Annotated in this window: 19 protein-coding genes; 14 read left to right on the plus strand and 5 right to left on the minus strand. The window is 72.5% G+C overall.

The window, feature by feature from the left end:
- Positions 1-11: 11 nt before the first annotated feature.
- Complete coding sequence (locus tag FL583_RS08550; RefSeq protein ID WP_142703976.1) at positions 12-1,199, plus strand: FAD-dependent oxidoreductase; 1,188 nt, start codon at positions 12-14, stop codon at positions 1,197-1,199.
- Here the strand turns inward: FL583_RS08550 and FL583_RS08555 are convergent.
- Positions 1,188-2,336, minus strand: a complete 1,149-nt coding sequence (locus tag FL583_RS08555; RefSeq protein ID WP_142703977.1) for an ArsB/NhaD family transporter — start codon at positions 2,334-2,336, stop codon at positions 1,188-1,190. The two genes, FL583_RS08550 and FL583_RS08555, sit on opposite strands and share 12 nt — an antisense overlap.
- A gap of 30 nt (positions 2,337-2,366) precedes the next feature.
- Here FL583_RS08555 and FL583_RS08560 point away from each other — a divergent pair, with 30 nt between their 5' ends.
- From FL583_RS08560 to FL583_RS08580, 5 genes are all read left to right on the plus strand, one after another.
- The gene (locus FL583_RS08560) at positions 2,367-3,182 is read left to right on the plus strand and encodes a PfkB family carbohydrate kinase (protein ID WP_142703978.1); all 816 of its coding nucleotides are present in this window, start codon (positions 2,367-2,369) and stop codon (positions 3,180-3,182) included.
- Positions 3,179-3,784 carry a nucleoside/nucleotide kinase family protein gene (locus FL583_RS08565; protein WP_142703979.1) on the plus strand — a complete coding sequence of 202 codons (606 nt, stop codon included), beginning with the start codon at positions 3,179-3,181 and terminating at the stop codon, positions 3,782-3,784. The genes FL583_RS08560 and FL583_RS08565 overlap by 4 nt, the downstream gene beginning before the upstream one ends.
- Before the next feature lie 92 nt (positions 3,785-3,876).
- On the plus strand, positions 3,877-4,476 hold the full coding sequence (locus tag FL583_RS08570; protein WP_142703980.1) for a DUF998 domain-containing protein: 600 nt from the start codon (positions 3,877-3,879) through the stop codon (positions 4,474-4,476).
- 1 nt (position 4,477) lies between these two features.
- Entirely contained in the window at positions 4,478-4,843 is a 366-nt protein-coding gene (locus FL583_RS08575; RefSeq protein ID WP_142703981.1) for a YciI family protein, read from the plus strand.
- Positions 4,840-6,072: an RNA polymerase sigma factor gene (locus tag FL583_RS08580; RefSeq protein ID WP_240746624.1), complete on the plus strand. Its 1,233-nt coding sequence runs from the start codon at positions 4,840-4,842 to the stop codon at positions 6,070-6,072. The genes FL583_RS08575 and FL583_RS08580 overlap by 4 nt, the downstream gene beginning before the upstream one ends.
- A 19-nt stretch (positions 6,073-6,091) precedes the next feature.
- Here the strand turns inward: FL583_RS08580 and FL583_RS08585 are convergent, their stop codons facing one another.
- Positions 6,092-8,200: a methyl-accepting chemotaxis protein gene (locus FL583_RS08585; protein WP_205751945.1), complete on the minus strand. Its 2,109-nt coding sequence runs from the start codon at positions 8,198-8,200 to the stop codon at positions 6,092-6,094.
- 74 nt (positions 8,201-8,274) lie between these two features.
- Entirely contained in the window at positions 8,275-9,828 is a 1,554-nt protein-coding gene (locus FL583_RS08590) for an MFS transporter (RefSeq protein WP_205751946.1), read from the minus strand.
- A 151-nt stretch (positions 9,829-9,979) separates the two neighbouring features.
- Here FL583_RS08590 and FL583_RS08595 point away from each other — a divergent pair, with 151 nt between their 5' ends.
- Positions 9,980-10,936 (plus strand): Lrp/AsnC family transcriptional regulator, encoded by a 957-nt coding sequence (locus FL583_RS08595; protein ID WP_142703983.1) that lies wholly within the window; start codon positions 9,980-9,982, stop codon positions 10,934-10,936.
- Here the strand turns inward: FL583_RS08595 and FL583_RS08600 are convergent.
- Complete coding sequence (locus tag FL583_RS08600) at positions 10,933-12,090, minus strand: acyl-CoA dehydrogenase family protein (RefSeq protein ID WP_142703984.1); 1,158 nt, start codon at positions 12,088-12,090, stop codon at positions 10,933-10,935. The genes FL583_RS08595 and FL583_RS08600 overlap by 4 nt on opposite strands.
- Before the next feature lie 44 nt (positions 12,091-12,134).
- Between FL583_RS08600 and FL583_RS08605 the strand changes: the two genes are divergently transcribed.
- The 5 genes from FL583_RS08605 (at position 12,135) to FL583_RS08625 (ending at position 18,525) form a co-directional block, all read left to right on the plus strand.
- Positions 12,135-12,758, plus strand: a complete 624-nt coding sequence (locus tag FL583_RS08605) for a TetR/AcrR family transcriptional regulator (RefSeq protein WP_142703985.1) — start codon at positions 12,135-12,137, stop codon at positions 12,756-12,758.
- A 59-nt stretch (positions 12,759-12,817) separates the two neighbouring features.
- Positions 12,818-13,240, plus strand: a complete 423-nt coding sequence (locus tag FL583_RS08610) for a DUF5709 domain-containing protein (RefSeq protein ID WP_142703986.1) — start codon at positions 12,818-12,820, stop codon at positions 13,238-13,240.
- Between the two features lie 19 nt (positions 13,241-13,259).
- Entirely contained in the window at positions 13,260-15,095 is a 1,836-nt protein-coding gene (locus FL583_RS08615; RefSeq protein WP_142703987.1) for a serine/threonine-protein kinase, read from the plus strand.
- 76 nt (positions 15,096-15,171) lie between these two features.
- Positions 15,172-17,349, plus strand: a complete 2,178-nt coding sequence (locus tag FL583_RS08620) for an MMPL family transporter (protein ID WP_142703988.1) — start codon at positions 15,172-15,174, stop codon at positions 17,347-17,349.
- Positions 17,350-17,586: 237 nt separating this feature from the next.
- Complete coding sequence (locus FL583_RS08625) at positions 17,587-18,525, plus strand: serine hydrolase (protein WP_142703989.1); 939 nt, start codon at positions 17,587-17,589, stop codon at positions 18,523-18,525.
- A gap of 692 nt (positions 18,526-19,217) precedes the next feature.
- Here the strand turns inward: FL583_RS08625 and FL583_RS08630 are convergent.
- Positions 19,218-19,808 (minus strand): TetR/AcrR family transcriptional regulator, encoded by a 591-nt coding sequence (locus FL583_RS08630; RefSeq protein WP_170323551.1) that lies wholly within the window; start codon positions 19,806-19,808, stop codon positions 19,218-19,220.
- A gap of 158 nt (positions 19,809-19,966) precedes the next feature.
- On the opposite strand from FL583_RS08630, the gene FL583_RS08635 reads away from it, so the two are divergent.
- Entirely contained in the window at positions 19,967-23,305 is a 3,339-nt protein-coding gene (locus tag FL583_RS08635) for an ATP-binding protein (protein WP_142703991.1), read from the plus strand.
- 36 nt (positions 23,306-23,341) lie between these two features.
- On the plus strand, positions 23,342-24,010 hold the full coding sequence (locus FL583_RS08640) for a GOLPH3/VPS74 family protein (RefSeq protein ID WP_170323552.1): 669 nt from the start codon (positions 23,342-23,344) through the stop codon (positions 24,008-24,010).
- The last annotated feature ends 33 nt before the right edge of the window (positions 24,011-24,043 follow it).

Genomic DNA, 24,043 nt, shown 5'->3' on the forward strand with positions numbered 1-24,043 from the left:
GGAGGCGCGCGATGGAGACCGACGTCTGCGTGGTGGGCGGTGGCCCGGCCGGGCTGGTTCTCGGCCTGCTGCTGGCCCGCGAGGGCACCGAGGTCGTCGTCTGCGAGAAGCACGAGGACTTCCTGCGTGACTTCCGCGGCGACACCGTCCACCCGTCCACGCTCGACCTGCTGGCCGACCTCGGGCTGAGCAAGGAGTTCGACGCGCTCCCCCACCGGGCGCTCACCCGCCTGGCCATCGACCTGCCGGACGGCGAGTGGCCGGCCGTCGACTTCGACCGGCTGTCGATCCGGCACCCGTACATCGCGCTGGTCCCGCAGTGGGACCTGCTGGAGATGCTGGCCCGGCACGCGGCCCAGTCCCCCGGGTTCACGCTGCTCCGCTCGACCGAGGTCACCGACGTCATCCGGGAGAACGGGGTGGTGACCGGCGTCCGGACGGCCGAGCACGGCGAGATCCGGGCCCGGCTGACCGTGGCCGCCGACGGTCGTCACTCGACGGTCCGGGAGAAGCTCGGCCTGCGCTCGCACGACTTCGGCGCGCCGATGGACGTCGCCTGGTTCCGGCTGCCGCGCCGGGCCGGCGACGGCGACGGGCTGATCGGCCACGTCCGCAAGGGCCGGATCCTGATCACGATCGACCGCGGCGACTACTGGCAGATCGCGTACGTGTTTCCGAAGAACGGCTACGCGCAGGTGCAGGCCGACGGGCTGCCGGCGTTCCGGGCGTCGATCGCCGACCTCGCACCGTTCCTCGGCGACCGGGTGGACGCGATCGACGACTGGGACGCGGTCCGGGTGCTGACCGTGACCGTCGACCGGCTCGACCGCTGGCACGCGCCGGGCGTCCTGCTCCTCGGCGACGCCGCCCACGCGATGTCGCCGATCGGCGGCGTCGGCATCAACCTCGCGGTGCAGGACGCGGTCGCGGCCGCGCGGATCCTGGCGAAGCCGCTGCGCGAGCGGAAACTCTCCAGCGCGGTGCTGGCCGAGGTCCAGCGCCGGCGCACGCTGCCGACGATCGGCACCCAGCTGTTCCAGCGGCTGGCCCAGAACGCGGTGATCCGGCCGGTGCTGGCCGGCGGCCGTCCGGTGACCGCGCCGTTCCCGCTGCGGATGCTGCGCCGGTTCCCGGCCCTGCAGGCGATCCCGGCCCGCCTGATCGGCGTCGGCATCCGGCCCGAGCGCCTAACGGACTAGAACCGCGGCCAGCAGGGCCACCGCCGCGGTGACCGCGCTGGTCAGCACGAAGCGGACCCAGGAGATCGGCACGCCGGCGGCCCGGCAGCGTTCGTACCAGAGCAGCGTCGCCACCGACGCCCACGGCACCACGATCGGCCCGACGTTCACCCCGATCAGCAGCGCGAGCAGCGCATCGTGCGGTACCGCCGCCTCCACCGCCACGTACGCGGGCAGGTTGTTGACCAGGTTCGCCATCACCGCGCCCACGGCCGCGACCCGTCCGTCCGACGGGTCGTCGCCCAGCACCGTCCGGAGCAGGTCGGAGAGGCCGAGCCGGCCGATCGCGTCCATCACCAGGAACAGGCCGGTGACGAGGACCAGGAGCCGCCACGGGATCAGCGACCACCGCAGGGCGGAGCGGTCGCGCACCGCGAACGCCACCAGGACGACGACCGCGCAGACCGGCGCGCCGACCTCCAGCGGAACCCCGACCAGCACCAGGAGCACGAACAGGACGCAGGCGGCGGCGCAGACGCCGGTCAGACGCCGGTCCGGGGGCCGGTGCGGGTCGGGCACCTCGTAGTTCTGTCCGGCGACCCGCCGCCAGTAGAAGACCCACAGACACAGCGCCGTCGCCAGCACCGAGGCCAGCTCGGGCAGCGCCATCCGGACCGCGAACGCGACCGGCGACAGCCCCACCCGATCGGCCGCCAGCAGGTTCGTCAGGTTCGAGACCGGCAGCAGCAGGCTCGCGGTGTTGGCCAGCCACACCGTCGTCATCGCGAACGGCAACGGCCGGACGCCGAGCCGGGTGCCGAGCGCGATCATCACCGGGGTCAGCAACACCGCGGTCGTGTCAAGGTTGAGCACGGCGGTGACCAGCGTCGCGAACCCCACGCAGAGCGCGAACAGCACCGGGTACCGGCCCCGGCCGAGCCGCGCGAGCCAGCTCGCGACCACGTCGAACACCTGGGCCTGCGCGGTGAGCTCGGCCAGCACGATCACCGTGCCGAGGAAGATCAGCAGCGGCACGACCCGGTGCATCGTCCCTTCGGCGTCGTGCAGCGGTACCAGCCGGAACGCCAGCGCCAGCAGACCGGCCGCGAACAGGCCCAGGCCGACCCAATCCAGCGGTTCGAGTCGGAGGCGGTGCATGCCGTAATCCCACCTCATAGGCTCAGATTCATGTCACGTGGGGTGTTCGTCGGTATCGCGACGGTCGACGTCGTCCATCGGCTGGAACGACCGGTGCGACCGAACGAGAAGGTGACGGCACTGCGCCAAGACATCTCCGCCGGCGGCCCGGCCGCAAACGCGGCGGTGGCATTTGCCCGGCTGGGCGGGGACGCGACGCTCGTCACAGCGCTGGGTGCGCACCCGCTGGCCCGGTACGCGGCGAACGAGCTGGCCTCGCACGGAGTGGAGGTCCGGGACGCGGCCCCGGCGGCGACCGTCTCCCCCGCGGTCTCGCTCATCCAGGTCATCGACGACACCGGCGACCGGCAGGTGTCGTCGATCAACGCGGGCGAGTACTGGGCCGCGCACCCGGCCCAGCCGCCGGAGGACCTCACCACGGGCGCTGACGTCGTCCTGGTCGACGGCCACCACCCCGACCTGGCCCGGGCCGCGGTGCGCACGGACGCGCCGACCGTGCTCGACGGCGGCAGCTGGAAGCCGGTGCTGTCCGAGCTGCTGCCGTCGATCGACTACGCGGTGTGTTCAGCGGTGTTCCCGTCGCCGTCCTCGCTCGAGGTTCCGCACGTCGCGGTGACCCGCGGGCCGGACCCGGTGCTCTGGTGGTCCGGCGGGCGGTCGGGGGAAGTGCCGGTACCGTCGGTCGTCGTGCGGGACACGCTCGGCGCCGGTGACGCGTTCCACGGCGCCTTCGCGTATGCGCTGGCCACCGGCTCGTCGTTCGTGACAGCACTTTCGACCGGAGTCCGGGTGGCCGCGCTGCGGTGCTCGGTCGCCGGGCCGCGCGACTGGTTGGAGCAGCTGTGAACCCTTCCCTGCTGGACCGGGCCCGGGAACTGGCGTCCGGCCCGCGGCGCATTCTCGGCCTCACCGGAGCCCCCGGCGCCGGCAAGTCCACGCTGGCCGCTTCGCTGGTCGAGGCGTTGGACCCGCTCGCCGTCCTCGTCCCGATGGACGGGTTCCACCTGGCCAACGAGGAGCTGCTCCGGCTCGGCCGGCGCGACCGCAAGGGCGCGGTCGACACGTTCGACGCCGCCGGGTACGTCGCTCTGCTCCGCCGTCTGCGCGACCCCGCCGACGACCTGGTCTACGCCCCGCGCTTCGTCCGCGAGATCGAGGAACCGATCGCGTGCGCGCTCCCGGTTCCGTCCGCGGTGCCGCTCGTCGTCACCGAAGGCAACTACCTCCTGGTGGACGACGGCCCCTGGGCCGCCGTGCGCGGGCTCCTGGACGAGGTCTGGTACCTCGAAGTGGACGAGGAAGTGCGGATGGACCGGCTGGTCGCCCGGCACATCGCGTTCGGGAAGGAACCCGAGGCGGCCCGGGCCTGGAGCTACGGCACCGACCAGCGCAACGCCGACCTCATCGCGTCCACCAGAGCGCGCGCCGACCGCGTCGTCCGGCCCTGAAAAGTTCTTCGGGCGCGGTGTCGATCCGGCGGAACCTCGTTCGAGAGAGGGGTGAAGGGCCGGGAAGCGGCCCCGATCTCGAAGGAGTCCGGATGACCGTCACCGCCGCCGTGCGGCGAACCGACGCTCGCCTCTTGACCGCCGGCGCCGTCGCCGGGCCGCTCTACCTGGGGGTCTCGCTGATCGAAGCGTCGGTCCGCGACGGCTTCGATCCGACCCGGCACGCCTGGAGCCAGCTCTCCAACGGCCCGTACGGCTGGGTACACATCACGTTGTTCCTGGTCACCGGGTCTTTGGTGACGGCCGCCGCCGTCGGGCTGCACACCCGTGCGGGGCTGCCGCTCGGGCTGTACGGCCTCGGGCTGATCGGCAGCGGGATCTTCCGCGCCGATCCCGGGCGGGGCTTCCCGGCCGGGACGCCCGAGGTCGTGCCGATGAGCTGGCACGGCACGCTGCACTTCGTCTGCGGGGGCATCGGGTTCGTCGGGCTCGTGGCCGCGTGCTTCGTCGTCGCCCGGCGGTACCGGCCGGTCTTCTCCCGGGTCACCGGCGCGATGTTTGGCGTCGCGTTCGTGGCCCTGGCCGCCAGCGGCGGTGCGGCCTGGGCGCTGCTCGGGTTCACCGCCGCGGTGGTCCTGTCGTTCGTCTGGCTGACGCTGGTTTGTCTCCACTTCCGAGGAAAGGCCCTCTGACATGCGATACCTGACTCTGCTGCGTGGCACCCACTCGACGACCCCGCCGCCGCCCGAGCTGATGGCCGCGATCATGACGCTCGGCGAGGAGGCGACGAAGTCCGGCGCGCTGCTCGACACGTCCGGGCTGGCCCCCAGCGCCAGCGGAGCCCGGGTGACGCTGGCCGGCGGCGAGCTCACCACCACCGACGGTCCGTTCGCGGAGTCGAAGGAGGTCATCAGCTACGCGGTGTACGACGTCGGGGCCAAGGAGGAGGCCGTCGAGTGGGCGTCCCGGTTCCTCAAGGTGCACCGTGACCTCTGGCCCGGCTGGGAGGGCGAGGTCGACGTCCTCAAGCTGTTCGGTCCGGAAGACTTCCCGATGTGAGTGTCGAATCGGTGCGGCGCGTCGTCGATGCGGTCTGGCGCATCGACGGCGCGCACATCGTGGCCGGCATCGCCCGCCTGGTGAACGACGTCGGGCTGGCCGAGGAGATCGCGCAGGACACGCTGGTCATCGCGCTCGAGCAGTGGCCGCGCGACGGCGTACCGGACGACCCGGGGCCGTGGCTCCGGGCGACCGCGAGGCACCGGGCGATCGACGTGATCCGGCGTCGCACCCGGTACGCCGAGAAACTCCGGCTGTTCAGCCGCGACGCCGAGGGCGGGGTCGAGGACGGGACCGACCTGGACGACCACATCGGCGACGACCTGCTCCGGCTGATCTTCACCGCGGCCCACCCGGTGCTCTCCACCGAGGGCAAGGTCGCGCTGACGCTGCGGCTGCTGGGCGGGTTGAGCACGGTCGAGATCGCGCGGGCGTTCCTGATTCCCGAAGCGACGGCCGCCCAGCGGATCGTCCGGGCCAAGCGGATGCTCTCCGGGGTCGGATTCACGATGCCGACGCCGGCCGAGACCGCCGAGCGGCTCGGCGCCGTGCTCGGCGTCGTCTATCTGATCTTCAACGAGGGGTACTCGGCGACGAGCGGGACCGACTGGGCGCGGCCCGCGCTCTGTTCGGAGGCGATGCGCCTCGGCCGGGTGCTGGCCGGCCTGCTGCCGGACGAACCCGAGGTGCACGGGCTGGTCGCGCTGATGGAGCTGCAGGCGTCCCGGCTGCCGGCCCGCACCGACGCCGACGGGCGGCCGGTGCTGCTCGGCGACCAGGACCGGCGCCGGTGGGACCGGCTGCTGATCCGCCGGGGCCTGGCCGCGCTCGACCGCGCCGAGACGCTCGGCGGCGGCCCGTACACGCTGCAGGCCGCGATCGCCGCCTGCCATGCCCGCGCGGTCTCGTCCGACGACACCGACTGGGGCCGGATCGCCGCGCTCTACGAGGTGCTGGTGTACGTCCGGCCGTCGCCGGTCGTCCGGCTCAACCAGGCGGTCGCGGTCGGGAAGGCCGGGGACCCGGCGCGGGGGCTGCGGATCGTGGACGCACTGAGCGCGGAACGCGCGCTGCGCGACTACCCCCAGCGCCCGGCCGTGCGAGGCGAGCTGCTGGCCCAGCTGGACCGCACGCCGGAAGCCGCGGCCGAGTTCCGCCGAGCCGCCACCCTCACCCACAACGAGAGCGAACGAACCCTCTTCGAAGCCCGAGCGGCCGAACTCGGTTGAGCCGCGAGCGGCGGACTCGTCACAGCGTGAATCGGGCCACCAGCTCGGTGAGGTGACGCGCGGTGCCGTTCAGCTCGTCGGCCGCCTGCTGGGAGTCGCGCACGGCGTCCCGGGTCGTGTCGACCGTGACCAGGACCGCCCCCAGGCTGCGGGCGATCTCGTCGCTCCGGTCGGCCGCGACCCCGACGTTGCGGCTCATCTCGCCGGTGGCCGCCGTCTGCTGCTCGACGGCCGCGGCGATCGCGGTCTGGAAGTCGTTGACCCGGGCGATCGCGCTCGAGATGCCCTCGATCGCCGCCACCGCGTGCCGGGTGTCGTCGGCGATCTCCTCGACCCGCGCGGTGACGTCCTCGGTGGCCCTGGCGGTCTCCTGGGCGAGGTCCTTGACCTCGCTCGCCACCACCGCGAAGCCCTTGCCGGACTCGCCGGCCCGAGCCGCCTCGATCGTCGCGTTGAGCGCGAGCAGGTTGGTCTGTTCGGCGATCCCGTTGATCGCCTTCACCACCTCGGCGATCCGGGTGCCGGACTCGCCGAGCTTCGCGATCACCTCCCCGGCCTGCTGGGAGAGCTGCACGCTCTCCCGCGCCACCTCGGCCGCCTCCTGCGCGTTCGTGGTGATCTCGGCGATCGCCGCGCCCATCTGCTCGGAGCTCTCGGAGACCATCTGGACGTTGTCGCTGACCTCGGAGGCCGCGTGCGTGGCCTCCCCGGTCTGCTCGGACGCCCGGCTCGACGAGCCGGCCAGCGCGGTCCCGGCGGCGGACACCCAACCGGCCGCCCCGGCCACGTCGGTCGACGCGCGGCTGATCCCGGAGAGCAGTTCACGCAGTTCACCGATCGCGGTGCGCAGCGCCGAGCCCATCCGGCCGATCTCGTCCGGCCCGTCGACCGAGACGTCGACGGTGAGGTCCCGGTGCGACAGCCCGACCAGGGACCCGGTCAGGCGCTCCATCCGGTCCGACAGCCGGTGGGCCCAGATCCAGGCGATCGCCCCGCCGATCGCCGCCAGCACGAGCCCGGCGATCACGAACGCCCAGAGCATGGCGTTGCGCTCGGAGTCGATCTGCTCGATCGCGTCGTCGTGGTCGGGCAGGTAGGACGCGACCTCGATCGCCCAGCCGTAGGCCGCGTAGTACGAGATCGCGACCCGGGTGGCGGCGGCCGTGGTGTTCTCGATGCCCGGCAGGCGGTAGTTCCTGGTGACGATCTGGTTCGCGTCGAGCCCGCCGGCCGTCTCGATGATCTGGCGCACGTACGTTTTTCCGTCGGCGTCCGTCTCGTCCAGAGCGTCGGCGCCGACGCGGTCGGGGTCGGTCGCGGCCAGGACGCGTCCCTGGTCGGCGGCGCCGGTGCTGTAGACCGTGACCCCGCCGTTCGTCCCGACCTTGGTCGCGGCGATCGCCGCGCGCAGCGAGGCGGTCGCCTCGGCCTGCGGAATCCCGACGTAGATGGCTCCGATCACCTGCCCGGACGCGTTCCGCAGCGGGTTGTACGCAGTGACGTACCAGGTGTCGACGACCTTCGCGACGCCCCGGTACGGCTTGCCGCTCTTGATCGCCGCGGCCACCGCATTGGGTGACCCGTCGGCGGCCGTCGCCGGGATGTAGGTGCCGATCGCCCGGGCGCCGGTCTTCGTCCTGACGTTCGTCGCGACGCGGAGCAGGTCGCCGGCCGGGTTCATCCGCTGGAAGACCGTGACCGTGCCGCCGACCATGCTGCGGATGTCGTCGACCAGCGGGGTCCGGACGCTCGGGCTGCGGTTCTGGCCGAGCCAGGTGCCGCCGACCAGCATCCGGCGCAGCGTGACCGACCGGGCCGCCTGGCTGGTCTGGTTGATCGCGTTCCAGGTCACGGTGCTTCCCGAGAGGGTGGCCCCGCCACGCTGGGCCAGCACGGTCGTGGCCACCGTCATACCGCTGTTGACCTGCGTCTGGATCGCCGCGCCGGCCGTGCTGGTCAGCCGGTCGACGCCCTGGGCGACGTGGTCCAGATCGGCCGCGCTCAGGCTGGCGACGTTCTCACGGGCATGGTCACTGAAGCTGTTCGTCTGCCAGGCGCCGACGATGACGAGCACGATCGCCGTGCTCACCACCCCGCCGACGCCCAGCAGAAGCAAACAGTGCTTCATCTGCAGTCCCTCGATCCCGCGCATGCGCGACTGATCGGCGGGCCGGGACCGGACTCAAGTGCTCTGCTCCCGAATTACTCCGGACTCGCTACCGACACCGGCTCGGACTGCCCGGTCTTCTCGGCCGTCCAGGCCGGCGCCTCGGCCGGAGTGTTGCTGCGCAGGCGCGTCAGAATGAGCGTCGCCAAGGCTCCGACCAGGGCGATCGCGGCCGCGAGCAGGAAGATCGTCCGCAGGCCGGTGGCGAAGGCCTGGTGCACCAGGTCCTCGGCCGCGCCGCGGGCCGCGGCCGGCGCGCTCTGCGCGACGACCCGCGCCTGACCGCCGGAGATCAGGTCCGCGACCCGGTGCGGGTCGTCCAGCGAGCCGTTGTCGCGGACGACCGACTCGACCCGGCCGGCGAACACCGCGCCGAGCACCGCGATCCCGAGCACGTACCCGAGCTGGCGGAACATCGTCACCGCACCACCGGCCATGCCGCTGCGCTCGCGCGGCACGGCCGCGGTCGCCGCGGACGAGAGCGTCGGCATCGCCATCCCCACACCGATGCCCATCACGGCCAGGCCCGGCAGCAGGACGCTCCAGGACGAGCCGTCGCTGACCAGCGCCATCAGCGCACTACCGGCCCCGACCAGCGCGATCCCGATCCCGATGACGGTTCCGGCGGGAATCCGGTCGTGCAGGAACCGCCCGGTGAGCACGGAGACGACCAGCGAGAAGATCGACAGCGGCAGGAACACCGCGCCGGCCCCGATCGGGCCGAGTCCCAGCACCGACTGCACCCAGAGCGACGTGAACGCCATCGCGCTGAACGCGCCGGCCTGCAGCATGATCGCGCCGAGCATCAGGCCGGTGAACGCCGGTCGCTTGAACAGCGCCAGGTCGAGCATCGGGTAGGCGCGGGAGCGCTCGACCAGCAGGAACGCGGCCAGCGCGACCGCTCCGACGATCCAGGCGACGATCGCGGCGGTCTCGGTCCAGCCGTCCTCGGCCGCCCGGATCAGCCCGTAGGTGACCGCTGCGGCGGAGATCGTGAACGTCACCACGCCGGCCGGGTCGAGCTTCGCCGACGGGTCGCGGGTCTCCTTGAGCACCCGCATCGCCAGGACGAACGTCAGGATGCTGATCGGGATGTTGATCACGAAGATCGACGGCCAGCCGAACGTCTCGGCCAGCAGACCGCCGAGGATCGGGCCGGCCGCCGCGGCGGCGCCGTTGATCGCGCCCCAGACGCCGAACGCGATGCCCCGGTCCTTGCCCGTGTACGCGGTGTTGATCAGCGCGATCGTGGTCGCGAACATCGCCGCACCGCCGATGCCCTGCACCGCGCGGGCGGCGATCAGCGTCTCGGAGCTGGTGGCCAGCGCGCAGCCGAGGGAGGACAGCGCGAACAGCACCATCCCGACGAGGTAGACCCGTTTCCGGCCGAACCGGTCGGCCAGGGATCCGACGCCGAGCAGGAGCGCGGCCAGCGCCAACGCGTAGATGTCGATGACCCACTGGAGGTCGCCGAGGCCGGTCTGCAGGTCGGACGCGATGTCGGGCAGAGCGACGTTCACGATCGTGACGTCGATCAGCAGCATGAAGGTGCCCAACCCGATCGCGATCAGGGGCATCCACTTGCGCATTTGGAGTTCCTCTTCCTACCCCGGGCGCTCGCCCGGGTCCGGGACCTACTGTCCTGGAGGTTCGTTGCACGCGCCATCCAGGCGCGCGTGGGGCGACAGATCTCGACATCGGCGACGCCTTTTCGGCGGATACTCTCGACTCGGAGGGATCATGCTCGACGAACTCGACCGTCAGATCGTCCACGCGCTGCAACTCGACGGCCGGGCGTCGTTCAGCCGGATCGCCGAGGTGCTCGGCGTCTCCGACCAGACCGTCGCCCGCCGCTACCGCCGGTTGCGGGCCGACGAGGAGCTGCGGGTGGTCGGCAACCTGAACACCTGGCGGATCGGTGCGACGTCCTGGTACCTGCGCCTGCAGTGCACGCCGGACGCCGCCCAGTCGATCGCCGACGCGCTGGCCCGGCGTCCGGACACGGCGTGGGTGCGGCTGGCGTCGGGCGGCACCGAGATCAGTTGCGTCACCCGGTCGCGGACGAAGGCCGAGACCGACGCGCTGCTGCTCAACAAGCTGCACCGGACGCCGCGGATCGTCGGGATCAGCGCGCACTGCCTGATCCACATGTTCTACGGCGGCCCCGACTCGCTCTTCACCAAGATCGGCGCGCTCACCGAGGAGCAGGTCGCGGCGATCAGCCCGCCGCACGACCCGCACGACGACGTGCCCGAGCTGGGACCGGGCGACCGTGCGCTGATCACCGCGCTCAACCGCGACGGCCGCGCCGGGCTGCCCGAGCTCGCCTCGGCGACCGGCTGGTCGGAGACGACCGTCCGTCGCCGGCTGACCGACCTCCGCCGGTCCGGTGCCCTGCATTTCGACGTGGACGTGCCCGGACCGGCGTTGGGGCTGCAGATGGAGGCGATGATGTGGCTGTCGGTGGCCCCGCACGCGATGGTCGAGGCCGCGGAGACGCTGGCGAGGCACCCGGAGGTGCCGTTCGTGGCCGCGACGACGGGCCCGTCGAATCTGGTGGCCAGTCTGGTGTGCAAAGACGTGGGGGCCCTGTACGAGTACCTGACCCAGCGCGTGTCGGCGATCCCGGCGATCCACCACATCGAGACCAACCCGATCGTCCGAACCCTGAAACGCGAGGGCGCGATCCTGCCCTAGATGGCCACGTGCCCCTTCAGGACGTTTCGGGCGATCGTGCGACGCTGGATCTCGTCGGTGCCCTCGTAGATGCGTAGCAGGCGGAGCTCTCGGTACCAACGCTCGATCGGCAGCTCCCGGGTGTACCCCATCCCACCGTGAATCTGGAGCACCCGGTCGACGATCTCGTTCGCCTTCACGCCGCCGTAGAGCTTGGCTATCGACTGGGCCTGACGCGAATCCTGGCCGGACTCCACCTGCCAGGCCGCGTGCAGCACCAGCAGGCGCAGGGCCTGCAGCTCCACCACCGAGTCGGCGATCATCCACTGGATGGCCTGCCGCTCGGCCAGCAGCTCGCCGAACGTCGAGCGGGTGTTGGCCTGCTGCACGGCCATCTCGATCAGCCGCTCGCAGGAGCCGATCGCCCGGGACGGCAGCAGATAGCGTCCCTGGCCGATCCACTGCAGGGCCAGCGCGAACCCGAACCCGACCTCACCCAGCACGTTCTCGGCCGGCACCCGCACGTTGTCGAACACCAGCGCGGCCGGGCCCCACTCGCCCATCGTCTGGATCGGCTCGGACTTCCAGCCCATGTCCCGGTCGACGAGGAAGCACGTCACCCCGCCGTTGGCGCCCTTCTCGCGATCGGTCACCGCGAAGACCATCGTGAAGTCGGCCTCGTTGCCCTGGGTGATGAACGTCTTCTCGCCGTTGATCACCCACTCGTCGCCGTCGCGGCGGGCCGACGTCCGGATCGCCTTCGCGTCCGAACCGGCGCCGGGCTCGGTGATGGCGAAGCACGAGATGCGCTCGCCCTCGATCGTCGGGAGCAGGTAGCGCTGCTTCTGCTCCTCCGTGCCGTGGAACAGGATGTTGTCGGCGGCCCCGCCGAACCGGAAAGGCACGAACGTGCGGCCCAGCTCGGCCTCGAGCACCGACGCGGTGATCGCGCCGAGGTTCATGCCGCCGTACTCCTCGGGCGTCAGGATGCCCCAGAACCCGGACTCGCGCGCCTTCCGCTGCAGCGCCCGGCTCTCCTCACGGGTGATGCCGGGCTCCCCGGCGCGCTCGCGTCGCAACACCTCGGGCTCGAGCGGGATCAGTTCGCGCTCGACGAACGTCCGCACCCAGTCGCGGACCGCGCGCTGTTCGTCGGACAAGGCGAAGTCGACCACGGCGTCTCTCCTAACAGTGTTAGTTACTGGCTAGGCTATCCCCCGTGGCCCGCCCTAGCAGCCCTTTGCTGAACCGCGATCGCATCTGCGCGACCGCGCTGGCGATGATCGACCGGGACGGCCTCGACGGGCTCTCGATGCGTCGGCTCGCGGCCGAAATGGGCGTGCGCGCGGCGTCGCTCTACGGGTATCTGAAGACCAAGGAAGAGCTGCTCACCGACCTGGCCGACCAGGTGATGGCGCCGGTCGACACGAGCGGCTTCGCCGACGGGTGGCGCAACGGTCTGACGGTCTGGGCCCGCTCGTACCGGGAGGCGCTGGCCGCGCACCCGAACCTGGTGCCGTTCCTGGCCCACTCCCCCGGCCGACGCCCGCAGGCGCTGCAGCACGCGGACGCCGTCCACGGCGGCCTCACCAGCGCGGGCTGGCCCCCGCGCTACGCGACGATGATCGGCGCCTCGACCAAGTACCTGGTCGTCGGGGCGGCGATGACGTCGTTCTCGGGCGGGTTCGCGGACGACTTCGAGGTATACGTCGGTCGGTATCCGAACCTGAGCCAGGCGCACCTGCTGGCCGGCCACGAGGAGATCGACCGGGACAGTTTCGAACTGGCCCTGACCGCGTTCCTGAACGGCCTCGCCGACCTGCACCACCAGATCTCTCACTGATTCAATACAGTCCCGTGGGGTAAGCCCCACGTCAGCATCCCGGAGGTGAGGACAACCCGATGAGCGAAACCCGCCCGGACATCGACGATGTCGAGGACGACGGCGTGCTCGACCCAGGCGACAGCCTGGACGACGACGACCTGAACAGCGACGTCCTCGACACCGGCATCGACCCCGGCGACCGCTACCGGGCGTCGGACCGGTTCGGCACGACGGCCGACGAGCAGTCCCAGGGCGAGACCCTCGACCAGCGCCTGGCCGAGGAAGAGCCCGACGTCACCGCCGACTTCGACGACGAGGACGAGGACGCTCCGGCCGACCCCGGTTCGACCACCCAGGAGCGGGCCGGCCGGTTGGTCGAGCCGGACGAGGGCGCCCACGAGGACGACGAGGACGAGCTCTTCGCGACCGACGCCGGCATCGACGGCGCGGGCGCCGGAGCCGAGGAAGCCGCGATCCACCTCGTGGAGGACGACCGCTGATTCTCGGTACTGTGATCGGATGCCTCGTCCGGGACTACTGATCAGCAACCGCTACCTGTTGGACGAACGGGTCGCGGGTGGCGGGATGGGTGAGGTCTGGCGAGGCACCGATCCGGTGCTGCAACGTCCGGTGGCGGTGAAGGTCCTGCTGCCCGCGTTGCACGCGGACGCGGAGTTCATCTCCCGCTTCCGCGCCGAGGCGCAGATGATGGCCGCGCTGCGGCATCCCGGGATCGTGCAGGTCTACGACTGCGGCGCGTCTTTGGTCGACGACGTCCAGCGCGACTATCTCGTCATGGAGTACGTCGACGGGACGCCGCTGGCCGACCGGATCACCGCGGCCGGGGCGTTGCCGGTGGACGAGACGCTCTCGGTGGTCGCGCAGGCGGCCGAGGCGTTACAGGTCGCGCACGACGCGGGCATCGTGCACCGGGACGTGAAGCCGAGCAACCTGATGGTGCGGCCGGACGGGTCGGTGGTGCTGCTCGACTTCGGCGTGGCGCGATCGGTGGACGCGGGCGGGGTCACGAAGGTGAACCAGGTCGTCGGGTCGCCGCAGTACATGGCTCCGGAGCAGGTCGCGGGGCTGCCGGTGACCGGGGCGACGGATGTGTACGCGCTCGGGGCGGTGGCGTACACGTGTCTGGCCGGGCGGGCGCCGTTCGTCGGGGAGAACCCGGCGCAGGTGATCGCGCAACTCCTCTACGGCGAGCCGGCGCCGCTGCCGGTGGATCTGCCGCCGACGGTTGCCGCCCTGGTGACCCGAGCCATGTCCAAGGCCCCCGCCCACCGCTTCCCGACCGCGACCGCCCTGGCCACGGCGGCCCGCGCCGCATCTGCCGGGGATGCGCCACCCGGCGCAGGGTGGGCCGCCCCGGCGCCCCCGGCCGCCCCGGCCGCCTCGCCCGTCGCCGCCTGGGGCGCTCCACCGGCCGCGGCCCAGCACCCCGCCTGGGGAACCCCACCGACTTCCGCCCCACCGACTTCCGCCCCGCCCGCCTCCGCCCCGCCCGCCTCTGCCCCGCCCGCCCCCGGGCCGCCCGCCTCCGGGCCGCCCGCCTCCGGGCCACCCGCGGCCGCCTCGAGCGCGCCGTTCTTCCCGGCCCCACCGGGCGTGCCCCCTACCCCACCCTCCGCCGCCCGGGCCGGGGCCGGCCGGCCGGACGCGTGGATCGACAAACGCCCACGCTCCCGGAAACCGCTGGTCGCCGGCTTGGCGGCGCTCGTGATCGGGATAGCGGCGGTGGCCGGAGCTCTCACTCTCCGACCCGAGAACTCCTCACCAGCCTCCCCGAACGGCGACGCCCCGGTGAGCGCCGCCGCCGCCCTCGACAATGGCGCCGCCGGCGACTCCAGCGGCCGAGCCGCCGGCCAACCCACCCCCACCCCGCCGGCGTCCAACCCCCCACCGACGCCGAGCGCGACGACCCCCGCGACCCCCTCGCCCGCGAGCACTTCTACGGCCCCCGCCAGCCCCACCCCGGCCCCGTCTGCCTCGAAAACGCCAGCTCCCAAACCCGTCACCACCGAGATCAACAAGGCCGTCGCCAAGACCGGCAAACGCGGCGCCGGCCCGTGCTCGGCCAAACTCGTCGGCGGCTACGGCTGCTACCAGACCTACGGCGACGTCTGGTGGGTCTTCGACACCAAAGCCGACGGCCACTCCGCCGTCGTTTTCTGGGAGGTCGGCGGACGCAAGGGCCAGTGCGCGAACTCGATGGGCAACGGCAAGACCGGCGTGTGCAACAAGAACTACGCCGAGGGCCTCACCGGCACCGCGAAGGTCTGCATCATGGACTGGGACACCAAACAGATGCACGGCTGCACGGCCAACTTCAGGTTCAGCACCAGCTAGTCGTCACCAAGTCAACGCCAAGTACCCCGCGCGAACGTCGTCGCGACAGCAAATCGCGCAAAGGGGTGCTTCGAGGATGTCCCGCTTCCTGTACCGGCTCGGCGGTGCGGCCGCCGCCCACCCGGGCCGGACCATCGCCGCCTGGCTGGCCGTCCTGGTCGCCACGATCACGATCGCCGGTCTGGCCGGCGGCACACCGCACGACAACTACAACGTCGCCGGGACCTCGTCCCAGCGCGGCACCGAGCTGCTCCGCGAGGAGTTCCCGGCCCTGGCCGGCGCCGACGCCCGCGTCGTCGTCCACAGCGACACGAGCATCGACCCGGCCCTGCTCGCCACCCTCCGCACCCGCCTGGCGGACGTCGAGCACGTCGGAACCGTCTCACCGCCGCGCCTCTCGACCGACCGCGACACCGCGCTGTTCTCGCTGACCTACACCGTCCCGGTGACCGACTTCGAGGGAACCGAGGCCCTCGACGCGTTGGAACGAGCCGCGGCCCCGGCCGCGCGGGCCGGCCTCCAGGTCGAGTACGGCGGCCAGGTCGCGGAGAACATCCGGACGATCAGCGGCGCCGCCGAAGCGATCGGGATCGTCGCCGCGCTGGTCATCCTGCTGCTGGCGTTCCGGTCGGTCGTCGCGGCCGGGCTGCCGATCGCGGCCGCGTTCGTCGGCCTGGGCATCGGCTCGGCCGGCATCACGATCCTGGCCGCGTTCTCGGACCTCAGCACGACCGCGCCGACGGTGGCCGCGATGGTGGGCCTCGGCGTCGGCATCGACTACGCGTTGCTGCTGGTCACCCGCTTCACCGAGGGGATCCGCTCCGGTCTGGACCCGCGGACCGCGGCGGCGACCGCCACCGCGACCTCGGGCACGTCGATCGTCGTCGCCGGCGCGACCGTGCTGCTCTCGCTGTTCGGCCTCGCGTTCGCCGGGCTGCCGGTCTACCGCTCGTTCGGGTCGGCCACCGCGTTGGTGGTGGCGGTCGTCGTGCTGTCCGCGGTCACGCTGGTCCCGGCCCTCTGCGCCCTGTCGGGCCGCCGCGCCCTGCCGCGCGCCGAACGCCGGCTCCCCACCCGTCCCCATGCGGACGTCACGGACGCGGACGCCGCGGCCGAGGTGGACGCGAACGGCGCTGGGAGCGGGACGCTCACCGGGCGGTGGGCCGCGCGGGTGGGGCGGCGACCGCTGCCGTGGGCGCTGGGAGCACTGGCGATCCTCCTCCTGCTGGCCACGCCGATGCTCGGCATGCGGACCTGGCCGCAGGACGCCGGCAGCCAGCCGACCGACAACACCTCGCGCCGCGCGTACGACCTGATCGCGGCCGAGTACGGCGAGGGCGCGAACGGCCCGCTGGTCGTGGCCGTCGACCTGGATCGGGTGCCCGTGGCCGGGCTGCCGGCGCTGGCCGGGAAGCTCGCCGCCGATCCCGGCGTAGCCGGGGTGACCCCGCCGGTCGTGTCCCCGACCGGGAAGGCCGCCGCCGTCGTCGTCGAACCGAAGTACGGTCCGCAGGACGCGCGGGCGTCCGCGCTGGTCGATCATTTGCGCGCGGACGTCCTTCCGGCCGGCGCCGAGATCACCGGCATCACCGCGGTCTTCCGCGACATCGCCGAGCTGGTGTCGGAGCGCCTCTGGCTGGTGGTCGGCGTCGTCGTCGGGCTCTCGCTGGTGTTCCTGCTGGTGATGTTCCGCTCGCTGATCGTGCCGGTGAAGGCGGCGCTGCTGAACCTGCTGTCGATCTCGGCGGCTTACGGCGTGATCACGGTCGTGTTCCAGTGGGGCTGGGGCGCCGAGGCGCTCGGGCTGCCGCACGCGGTGCCGGTCTCGACCTGGGTGCCGCTGCTGATGTTCGCGGTCCTGTTCGGACTCTCGATGGACTACGAGGTGTTCCTGCTCTCCCGGATCCGCGAGGACTGGCTGCGCACCGGCGACGCCCACGGCAGCGTGGTGCGCGGGCTGGCCGCGACCGGCCGGGTGATCACCGGGGCGGCGCTGATCATGGTCGCGGTGTTCGTCGGTTTCGGGATGGACAGTGACGTGACCGTGAAGATGATCGGCGTCGGCATGGCCACCGCGGTCGCGGTCGACGCGACGATCGTCCGGATGGTGCTGGTGCCGGCGACGATGGCGCTGCTCGGTCAGGCCAACTGGTGGCTGCCGGGCTGGCTCGACCGGCTGTTGCCCCACGTCGACCTGCACGTCGAGGCGACGCCGACGGTGGCCCCGGAACCTGAGCTCGCCACCGTCCGCTGACCGGCACAGCGCTGGCCCGGTACCCCTCGCACCGGGCCAGCAATGTGGTGTGTTGCGTTATTTCGGTCTTGCCTGCACCCGCCGGTTGTCCGATCCGGCGTTACCTATTCTGCGCACGATCGACAGCTACCTCATCAGCCGCACGCTCGGTGCGGCAGGGACATGCGCCCGGGTGTCCGGGCGGTTGGCCCGCGGGTTCTCTGAGGGGCGCGGACGGGGGCTAGCCTGGCGTCCGCTATGAGGAAACGTCTCGCGCTCGCCGTGCTGGCCGCGGTCGCGCTCACGCTGCCGGCCGCCTGCTCGTCCGGTTCGGCCGACGAGCCGGCCGCGGCTACGTCGGCTCCGGCCGTCTCGACCGCACCGGCGCCGAGCGCCGGTGGCTCGGCCAGCCCGTCCGGGTGCGGCGACACGACGGGCTGGGGCTGCACCTGGAGCCCGCGCCTGGCCGCGGCCGCCCAGATCGCTGACAACGCACCGGGCCGGCTGGGCGTCGTCGTGCTCGACCGGCAGACCGGCAAACGCTGGCAGACCGGGGACACGGCCAACCTGTACTGGACCGGGTCGACGATCAAGCTCGGGCTGGTCGCGACCGCGCTCGAGCAGTCGCGCACCGGGGTGCGGGAGCTCTCCGACACCGACACCGACCGGATCGGCGACATCCTCTCGTACTCGTCCGACGATGCCGCCGACGCGCTCTGGCGCGAGTACGGCCGGGCCGCGCTGCTGTCGCGTTTCAAGTCGCGGTACGGGATGACGCACGCGACGTACGTGAGCGGGTTCGACCAGTACTGGGGGTTCGTCAAGTGCACGCCCGGTGATCTGGTCAGGATGATGGATTACATCCTCGAGAAGCTCGGTCCGGCCGATAAGGACCTGGTGGTGACCGGGATGCGGCAGACGGACGAGATTCAGCACTGGGGTGTGTGGTCGGCGGGCGAGTCGGTCGACCCGGGGAACAAGAACGGTTGGTCGATAGAGAAGGACGACGGGCAAGATCATTGGCTGACCAGTTCGGTGGGGTTTGCTGGTGACGATGAGCGGTACGTGATCGCGGAGATGTATTCGATGCCGCCGGGGCAGGATTCGTTGGAGCTGGGCGCGCATACGTTGAGCAACATTTCGGCGGCGCTGTTCGGCCAGGCGACGCCGGCTCCGGCGGTCATCAAGGCCAGCTGAACCCGCGCTCTGCGCTGAGGCCGGGCCGGCGGGCTGCCGCTGCCGCGCCCGGTTACCGACCGGGACGACCAGTTACTGATGGCCGAGCGCGCACTGGCGTCAGGTGCCCTCGCTACGAACCGGGATCGCGCGACGGCCGCTCAGGGTCGACCGCGGGGCGAAGGTCGTAGGCGGCCTGGTGCGGGTCGGGTCTGCGGGGTGCTGCGTGAGACGGGCACGGCCGCACGAGACGGCGAGGCTGCAGGAGACGGGAGGGGATCCCGGCTGGGGCCCGACACGCTGAGACCGGTCCGGTGGCCGGCCGACCCGCCGGGATCGCACCAGAGCTGGGATGAATGATTCCGGAGGTCAGCGGTCGTAGGCGATCAGCGATCGGGTGGCTGGTTGTGCGGTGTGGTCGTTGCGGTCGATGCGAGGAATCGCTGGGCGATGCGGGCGCAGACGCCGGTCACGATGGCGGGTAGGCCGGGTTCGGTGTCGAACAGGTCGAGCAGGACGTCACGCTCGTCGGTCGTGGCGTGGTAGCCGGACTGAGGGGCAGGGCGGGGAACATGCCGGGCAGGAGGCCGGTGATCAGCCGCAGCCGGACCCGCACCGCAGCCCGGGCCCGGGTCGGGCGAAGCACGGGGCGGGAGCTCGAGCCACGGGCCAGGGCGATCGCGTCGGAGGGGACGGGGCCGGCGGGCAGGCACTCAGGCAGGTGCGGCGGCTACCGCCGCTACCGCCTGGGCCGCGTGACGCAGATCGTCAGCGGCCCGACCCGGGTCCGGGTCGGCCAAATACTGCAACAGCAACCCGTCGAGCATGGCCATCACCAACCGAGCAACCTGATCCACCGGAATCCGCAAATTCCAACTCGACAGCGCCGCCGTCTTCCCCGCCCAGAGCTGAATCCGATCACTCTGCCAGCGCGCCAGCTCCCGAGTCAGCCCGGTCCGCACCGCGTAGAGCGTTACTTCCAGGCGCCCCAGTTGCGATTCCGGCGACGCTCGGATGACGTACTCCCAGAGCGCCTGCAAAGTCTCGGACAGCCACTCGGCGAACGGTTGATCAGGGGTACCCAGGGGCGTCGGGTTGTGGCTCTGGACGAACAGCAACTCCTCGACCACGGCTCCGAGCAGGGCTTCTCTCGTGCTGAACACGTGCTGCAGGGTGCTCAGCGCAATACCGGCCTCGTCGGCGACGGCCCGTAGGGACGCCCGCGACAGGCCCTCTCGCTCCACAACGCGACGCGCCGCTAGCACGATCTGTCGCCGCCGCACGGCGGACGAGACGTACGGCACCAGCGGCTCCTGTGGCGGTTCGGCGATCGGACCGGAAGATCCGACCGTAAGTCCAGTGTGAACAGATTCGGAACCGGGTACCAGGCCCCTTTTGGGAGTCAGTCCGGTGCTGGACAGTGCCCCTTCACCTGCGGCTAGGGGCCCTAGGCTTCCGTTCCATGGTTCGGTTGAGCGTGCTCGGTCCGCTGCGGGCCGAGGTCGCCGGCCGGCCGGTGGAGCTCGGCAGCCCTCGCCAGCGGGCGGTGCTGGCCCGCCTAGTGAGCGCCCGGGGGCACGTCGTCTCGACCGAGCGGTTCGTCGACGACCTGTGGCAGGGGGAGCCGCCGCCGAAGGCGTTGGCCGCTCTCCAGGTCTACGTCTCCCATCTGCGGCGGGTGCTGGAGCCCGATCGGGCGCCTCGGACCCCGGCCCAGGTGCTGGTCAGCGCCGCTCCCGGGTACGCGCTGCGGCTCGCGGCCGACGGGGCCGACGCCTGGCGTTTCGAGCGTCTGATCGAGGAGGCGGGCAAGGCCGCACCGGCCGGCGCGGTCGTCCTGCTGGACCGGGCGCTGGCTCAGTGGAACGGCCCGGCCTACGCCGAGTTCGCCGACGAGCCGTGGGCCGTGCCGGAGGCCGAGCGGCTCGAGGAGCTGCGCCGGATCGTGGTCGAGCGGCGGGCCGAGGCGCTCCTGGCCGCCGGATCCAGCGCCGAGGCGGTCGTGGACCTCGAGCGGCACGTGCGGGCCCATCCGTTGCGCGAGGACGCGGTCGCGCTGCTCGCGTTGGCGCTGTACCGGGCCGGCCGCCAGGCCCATGCGCTGGCCGCTCTGCGCGCGGCCCGCGAGCGGCTGGCCGGCGAACTGGGCGTCGACCCGGGTCCGGCGCTCCGGGCGCTGGAGGCCGACGTGCTCGCCCACTCCCCCACCCTCGACGCCCCGCCGACCCCCGCTCCGAGAAAAGCCCCCGCGCCCAGGGCGACCGGGATCGTCGGGCGCGACGCGGAGCTGCGCCGGCTCCTCGAGACCGCCGAGGTGGCCGCGAGCGGGCAGTTCCGCGTCACCTGGGTGAGCGGCGACCCCGGCGCCGGGAAGTCCACGCTGGCGGCCGCCCTCTCGACCGATCTGGGCCGGTCAGGATGGCGAACGGTCCGCGGACGCTGCCCCGAGGTCGACGGCGCGCCGCCGGCCTGGGCCTGGTCCGAGGTCGTCCGCGCGCTCCCCGGCGACCACGAGGAGAACCCACGGCTCTCGCCGCTGCTGCGCGACGAACCGGCGACCTTCCCGCCGTTCTGGCTCGGCCGGGCGCTCGCCGACCTCCTCGCGAGCCGCAGCGGCGAGGCGCCGCTGTTCGTCGCCCTCGACGACGTGCACCGCGCCGACGGCGAGACCCTGCAGCTGCTGCGCGCGGTCGCCTCCGAGCTCACCGGGCACCGGGTCCTGGTCGTGGCCACCTACCGACCGGCCGAGGTCACCGACGACCTGCGGACCTGCTGGGCCGCGCTGGCCGGCCCGCAGGCCGACCGCATCGACCTCTCCGGCCTCTCCGCCGCCGAGGTCGCCGAACTGCTCCGCCGCCAGGGCGCACCCTCCGATGCCGGCCTGGTCCGGCTGGTCACCCGCCGGACCGGCGGCAACCCGCTCTTCGTCTCCGAGACCGCCCGGCTGATCGCCGCCGAGGGTCCCGACGCGGCCGCGCACGCGGTCCCGGCCGGCGTCCGCGACGTGCTCCGCCGCCGGGTGGCCCGCCTGCCCGAGCAGGCCCGGTCGGTGCTGCGCACCGCGTCCGTGCTGGGTGTCGACGTGGACGTCTTGCTCGCGCTGGAGACCGACGACGAGGACGCGGTTCTGGACGCTCTGGAGGCCGGCGTCGTCACCGGCCTGCTGGTGGAGCCGGCGGCCGACAGTCTCCGGTTCGCGCACGCGCTGGTCCGGGACACGCTCTACGAGGACATCCCCCACCTGCGCCGGACCCGCCTGCACGGCCGGGCGCTGGCCGCGCTGGAGGCGGTGCGCCCCCACGACCGGGCCGCGCTGGCCCATCACGCGCTGACGGCGGCGACTCCGGCCACCGCGGTCCGGGCCGCGCAGCTGGCTGCCGACGCGGCTCGCACAGCGTCCGCATTGTCGGCGCACCAGGAAGCGGCGGGACTGTTGCACCGGGCGCTGCAAGCGCTCGACCTGGCCGACGGCCGGGAAGTCGACGGCCGGGGATCAGACGGCCGGGGATCAGACCGGCTCGACCTGCTGTGCGCGCTGGTCTCGGCCCAGGGCTACGCGGGCAACGTCAACGGGGCCAGGGCCACCCGGCAGCGGGCGGTCACGGTCGCCGAGGAACTCGGCGCGGCCGAGCCGCTGGCCGAGGCGTACGGGTCGTTCGACGCGCCGGTGATCTGGAGCGTGCGCGAGAACCGGTCGCTGGACGAGCCGTTCGTGGCCGGGCTGAGGCGGGTCCTCGACCGGCTGCCGACCGACCAGGACGTCCGGCGCGGCCGGCTGCTGGCCACGCTGACCGTCGAGCTCGAGGGCGTCGACCCGGCCGGGGCCGAGCGCGCGAGCGACGAGGCGATGGCGATCGCCCGGCGGGTGGGCGACCCGGAGCTGCTCTGCCGGGCGCTCTCGGCCCGGTACTACGTGCAGGTCGCGCCGGACCGGCGCCACCGGCTCGGTGAGGTGGGCACCGAACTGCGCGACGTCGCGACGAGCGCCGGGCTGACCGGGTACCGGGCCCAGGGGCACCACATCCTGTTCCAGGTCGAGCTCGGGCGCCCCTTCCTGGACGAACTGGAGTCGGCGCAGGCCCAGGCCGATCTCGCGGTCGAGCACTCGAGCACCGGGCAGCTCGGGCTCGCGCTCGGGGTCGTCCAGATGTTCAGCGGGCTCCGGTCGCTGGTCGGCGGACGCTTCGACGAGGCGGCCGAGCGGTACGCGTCGGTGATCGCGCAGATGCGCGCGCTGGGCGCGCCGAACGCGGACGGCGTCGAGCAGCTGACGTTCTACGTGGTCGAGCGGGCGCGGGGCAGCGACGCGGTGCTCGGCCTGGTCGAGCCGATCGGGCGGCTGTACGCCCAGGAGCCGTACCTGGTCGCCGAGCCGTACACCCGGCTCCTGCTGCACGCGGGCCGCACCGAGGAGGCCCGGGCGGCCTGGCGGCCCGAGTCGCCGGTGCCGCCGGACTACTACTGGCTGCTGTGGATGGCGTTCCGGGCCGAGAACGCGCTCGGCCTGGGCACGGCCGACGTCGCCGAGGACTGCTACCGGGTGCTGACGCCGTACCGCGGGGCGCTGCCGGGCATGTCGAGCGGCTCGGTGACGCTGGGGCCGGTCGACACGATCCTCGGCGATCTGGCCGCGTTTCTCGGCCGCCCGGACGACGCCAGGACGCACTACCGCGAAGGCTTCCGCGCGGCCGAACTGCTCGGCGCGACCCACTGGACCGAAGCGGCCACCGAGCGAACCGCGCAACTCGAGAGCTGGCAGCGCAACGACGGGCCGCCCCCGTGGACGCGCCCACTCCGCTGACGCGGCGAGATGGTACCGGCCACTTACCGTGGACCCATGACTGTGATCCCGTTGCCCGACGAGCTGCTGCTGCTCGGTTACGACGACGCGGCCGGAACGCCCCTGATCTCGACGTCCGCCCTCGACCTCGGGCTCGCCGGCGCGGTACTGGTCGAGCTCGCGCTGGCCGGCCGGATCGACGTCGAGAGCAAGAAGGTGCGGATCGTCGACCCGGCACCGGTCGACGACCCGATCGCCGAGGCGGCGCTGGACAAGATCCGGGCCTCGCGCAAACCGCGCAGCCCCCAGCACTGGGTGCAGACGCTGCGCTCGGGCCTGCGGGAGCAGGTCCTCGACCGGCTGGTCGAGACCGGGGTCGTGGAGCGCGAGGAGAGCCGGGTGCTGGGCCTGTTCCGGCGGGTCCGCTACCCGGCGCTGAACCCGGCGCCGGAGACCGCGGCCCAGATGCGCCTGGACGCGGCGATCCGCAGCAACGACCTGTCCGGACGTCACACCGCCGCCCTGGCCTCGCTGGTGCAGGCGGTCGACCTCGGGCCGAAGCTGTTCCCGGACCTGCCGGCCAGGCAGGTCAAGGCCCGCCTGAAGGAGATCTCCGAGGGCGACTGGGCCGGCAAGGCGGTCAAGGACGCGATCACCGCGATCAACGCGGCGATGATCGCGGCCACGACGGCGGCGACCACGGCCGCGGTGACGACCTCGAACTGAACGATGTTCGCCCACATGCGACTCGGGGTACTG

Source organism: Cryptosporangium phraense (assembly GCF_006912135.1).
Classification (GTDB): Bacteria; Actinomycetota; Actinomycetes; order Mycobacteriales; family Cryptosporangiaceae; genus Cryptosporangium; species Cryptosporangium phraense.

Coding starts and splice junctions, on each gene's coding strand:
- FL583_RS08550 (WP_142703976.1), top strand. CDS start 12: ATGGAGACCGACGTCTGCGTGGTGGGCGGTGGCCCGGCCGGGCTGGTT.
- FL583_RS08555 (WP_142703977.1), bottom strand. CDS start 2,336: ATGCACCGCCTCCGACTCGAACCGCTGGATTGGGTCGGCCTGGGCCTG.
- FL583_RS08560 (WP_142703978.1), top strand. CDS start 2,367: ATGTCACGTGGGGTGTTCGTCGGTATCGCGACGGTCGACGTCGTCCAT.
- FL583_RS08570 (WP_142703980.1), top strand. CDS start 3,877: ATGACCGTCACCGCCGCCGTGCGGCGAACCGACGCTCGCCTCTTGACC.
- FL583_RS08575 (WP_142703981.1), top strand. CDS start 4,478: ATGCGATACCTGACTCTGCTGCGTGGCACCCACTCGACGACCCCGCCG.
- FL583_RS08585 (WP_205751945.1), bottom strand. CDS start 8,200: ATGAAGCACTGTTTGCTTCTGCTGGGCGTCGGCGGGGTGGTGAGCACG.
- FL583_RS08590 (WP_205751946.1), bottom strand. CDS start 9,828: ATGCGCAAGTGGATGCCCCTGATCGCGATCGGGTTGGGCACCTTCATG.
- FL583_RS08595 (WP_142703983.1), top strand. CDS start 9,980: ATGCTCGACGAACTCGACCGTCAGATCGTCCACGCGCTGCAACTCGAC.
- FL583_RS08610 (WP_142703986.1), top strand. CDS start 12,818: ATGAGCGAAACCCGCCCGGACATCGACGATGTCGAGGACGACGGCGTG.
- FL583_RS08615 (WP_142703987.1), top strand. CDS start 13,260: ATGCCTCGTCCGGGACTACTGATCAGCAACCGCTACCTGTTGGACGAA.
- FL583_RS08620 (WP_142703988.1), top strand. CDS start 15,172: ATGTCCCGCTTCCTGTACCGGCTCGGCGGTGCGGCCGCCGCCCACCCG.
- FL583_RS08625 (WP_142703989.1), top strand. CDS start 17,587: ATGAGGAAACGTCTCGCGCTCGCCGTGCTGGCCGCGGTCGCGCTCACG.
- FL583_RS08635 (WP_142703991.1), top strand. CDS start 19,967: ATGGTTCGGTTGAGCGTGCTCGGTCCGCTGCGGGCCGAGGTCGCCGGC.
- FL583_RS08640 (WP_170323552.1), top strand. CDS start 23,342: ATGACTGTGATCCCGTTGCCCGACGAGCTGCTGCTGCTCGGTTACGAC.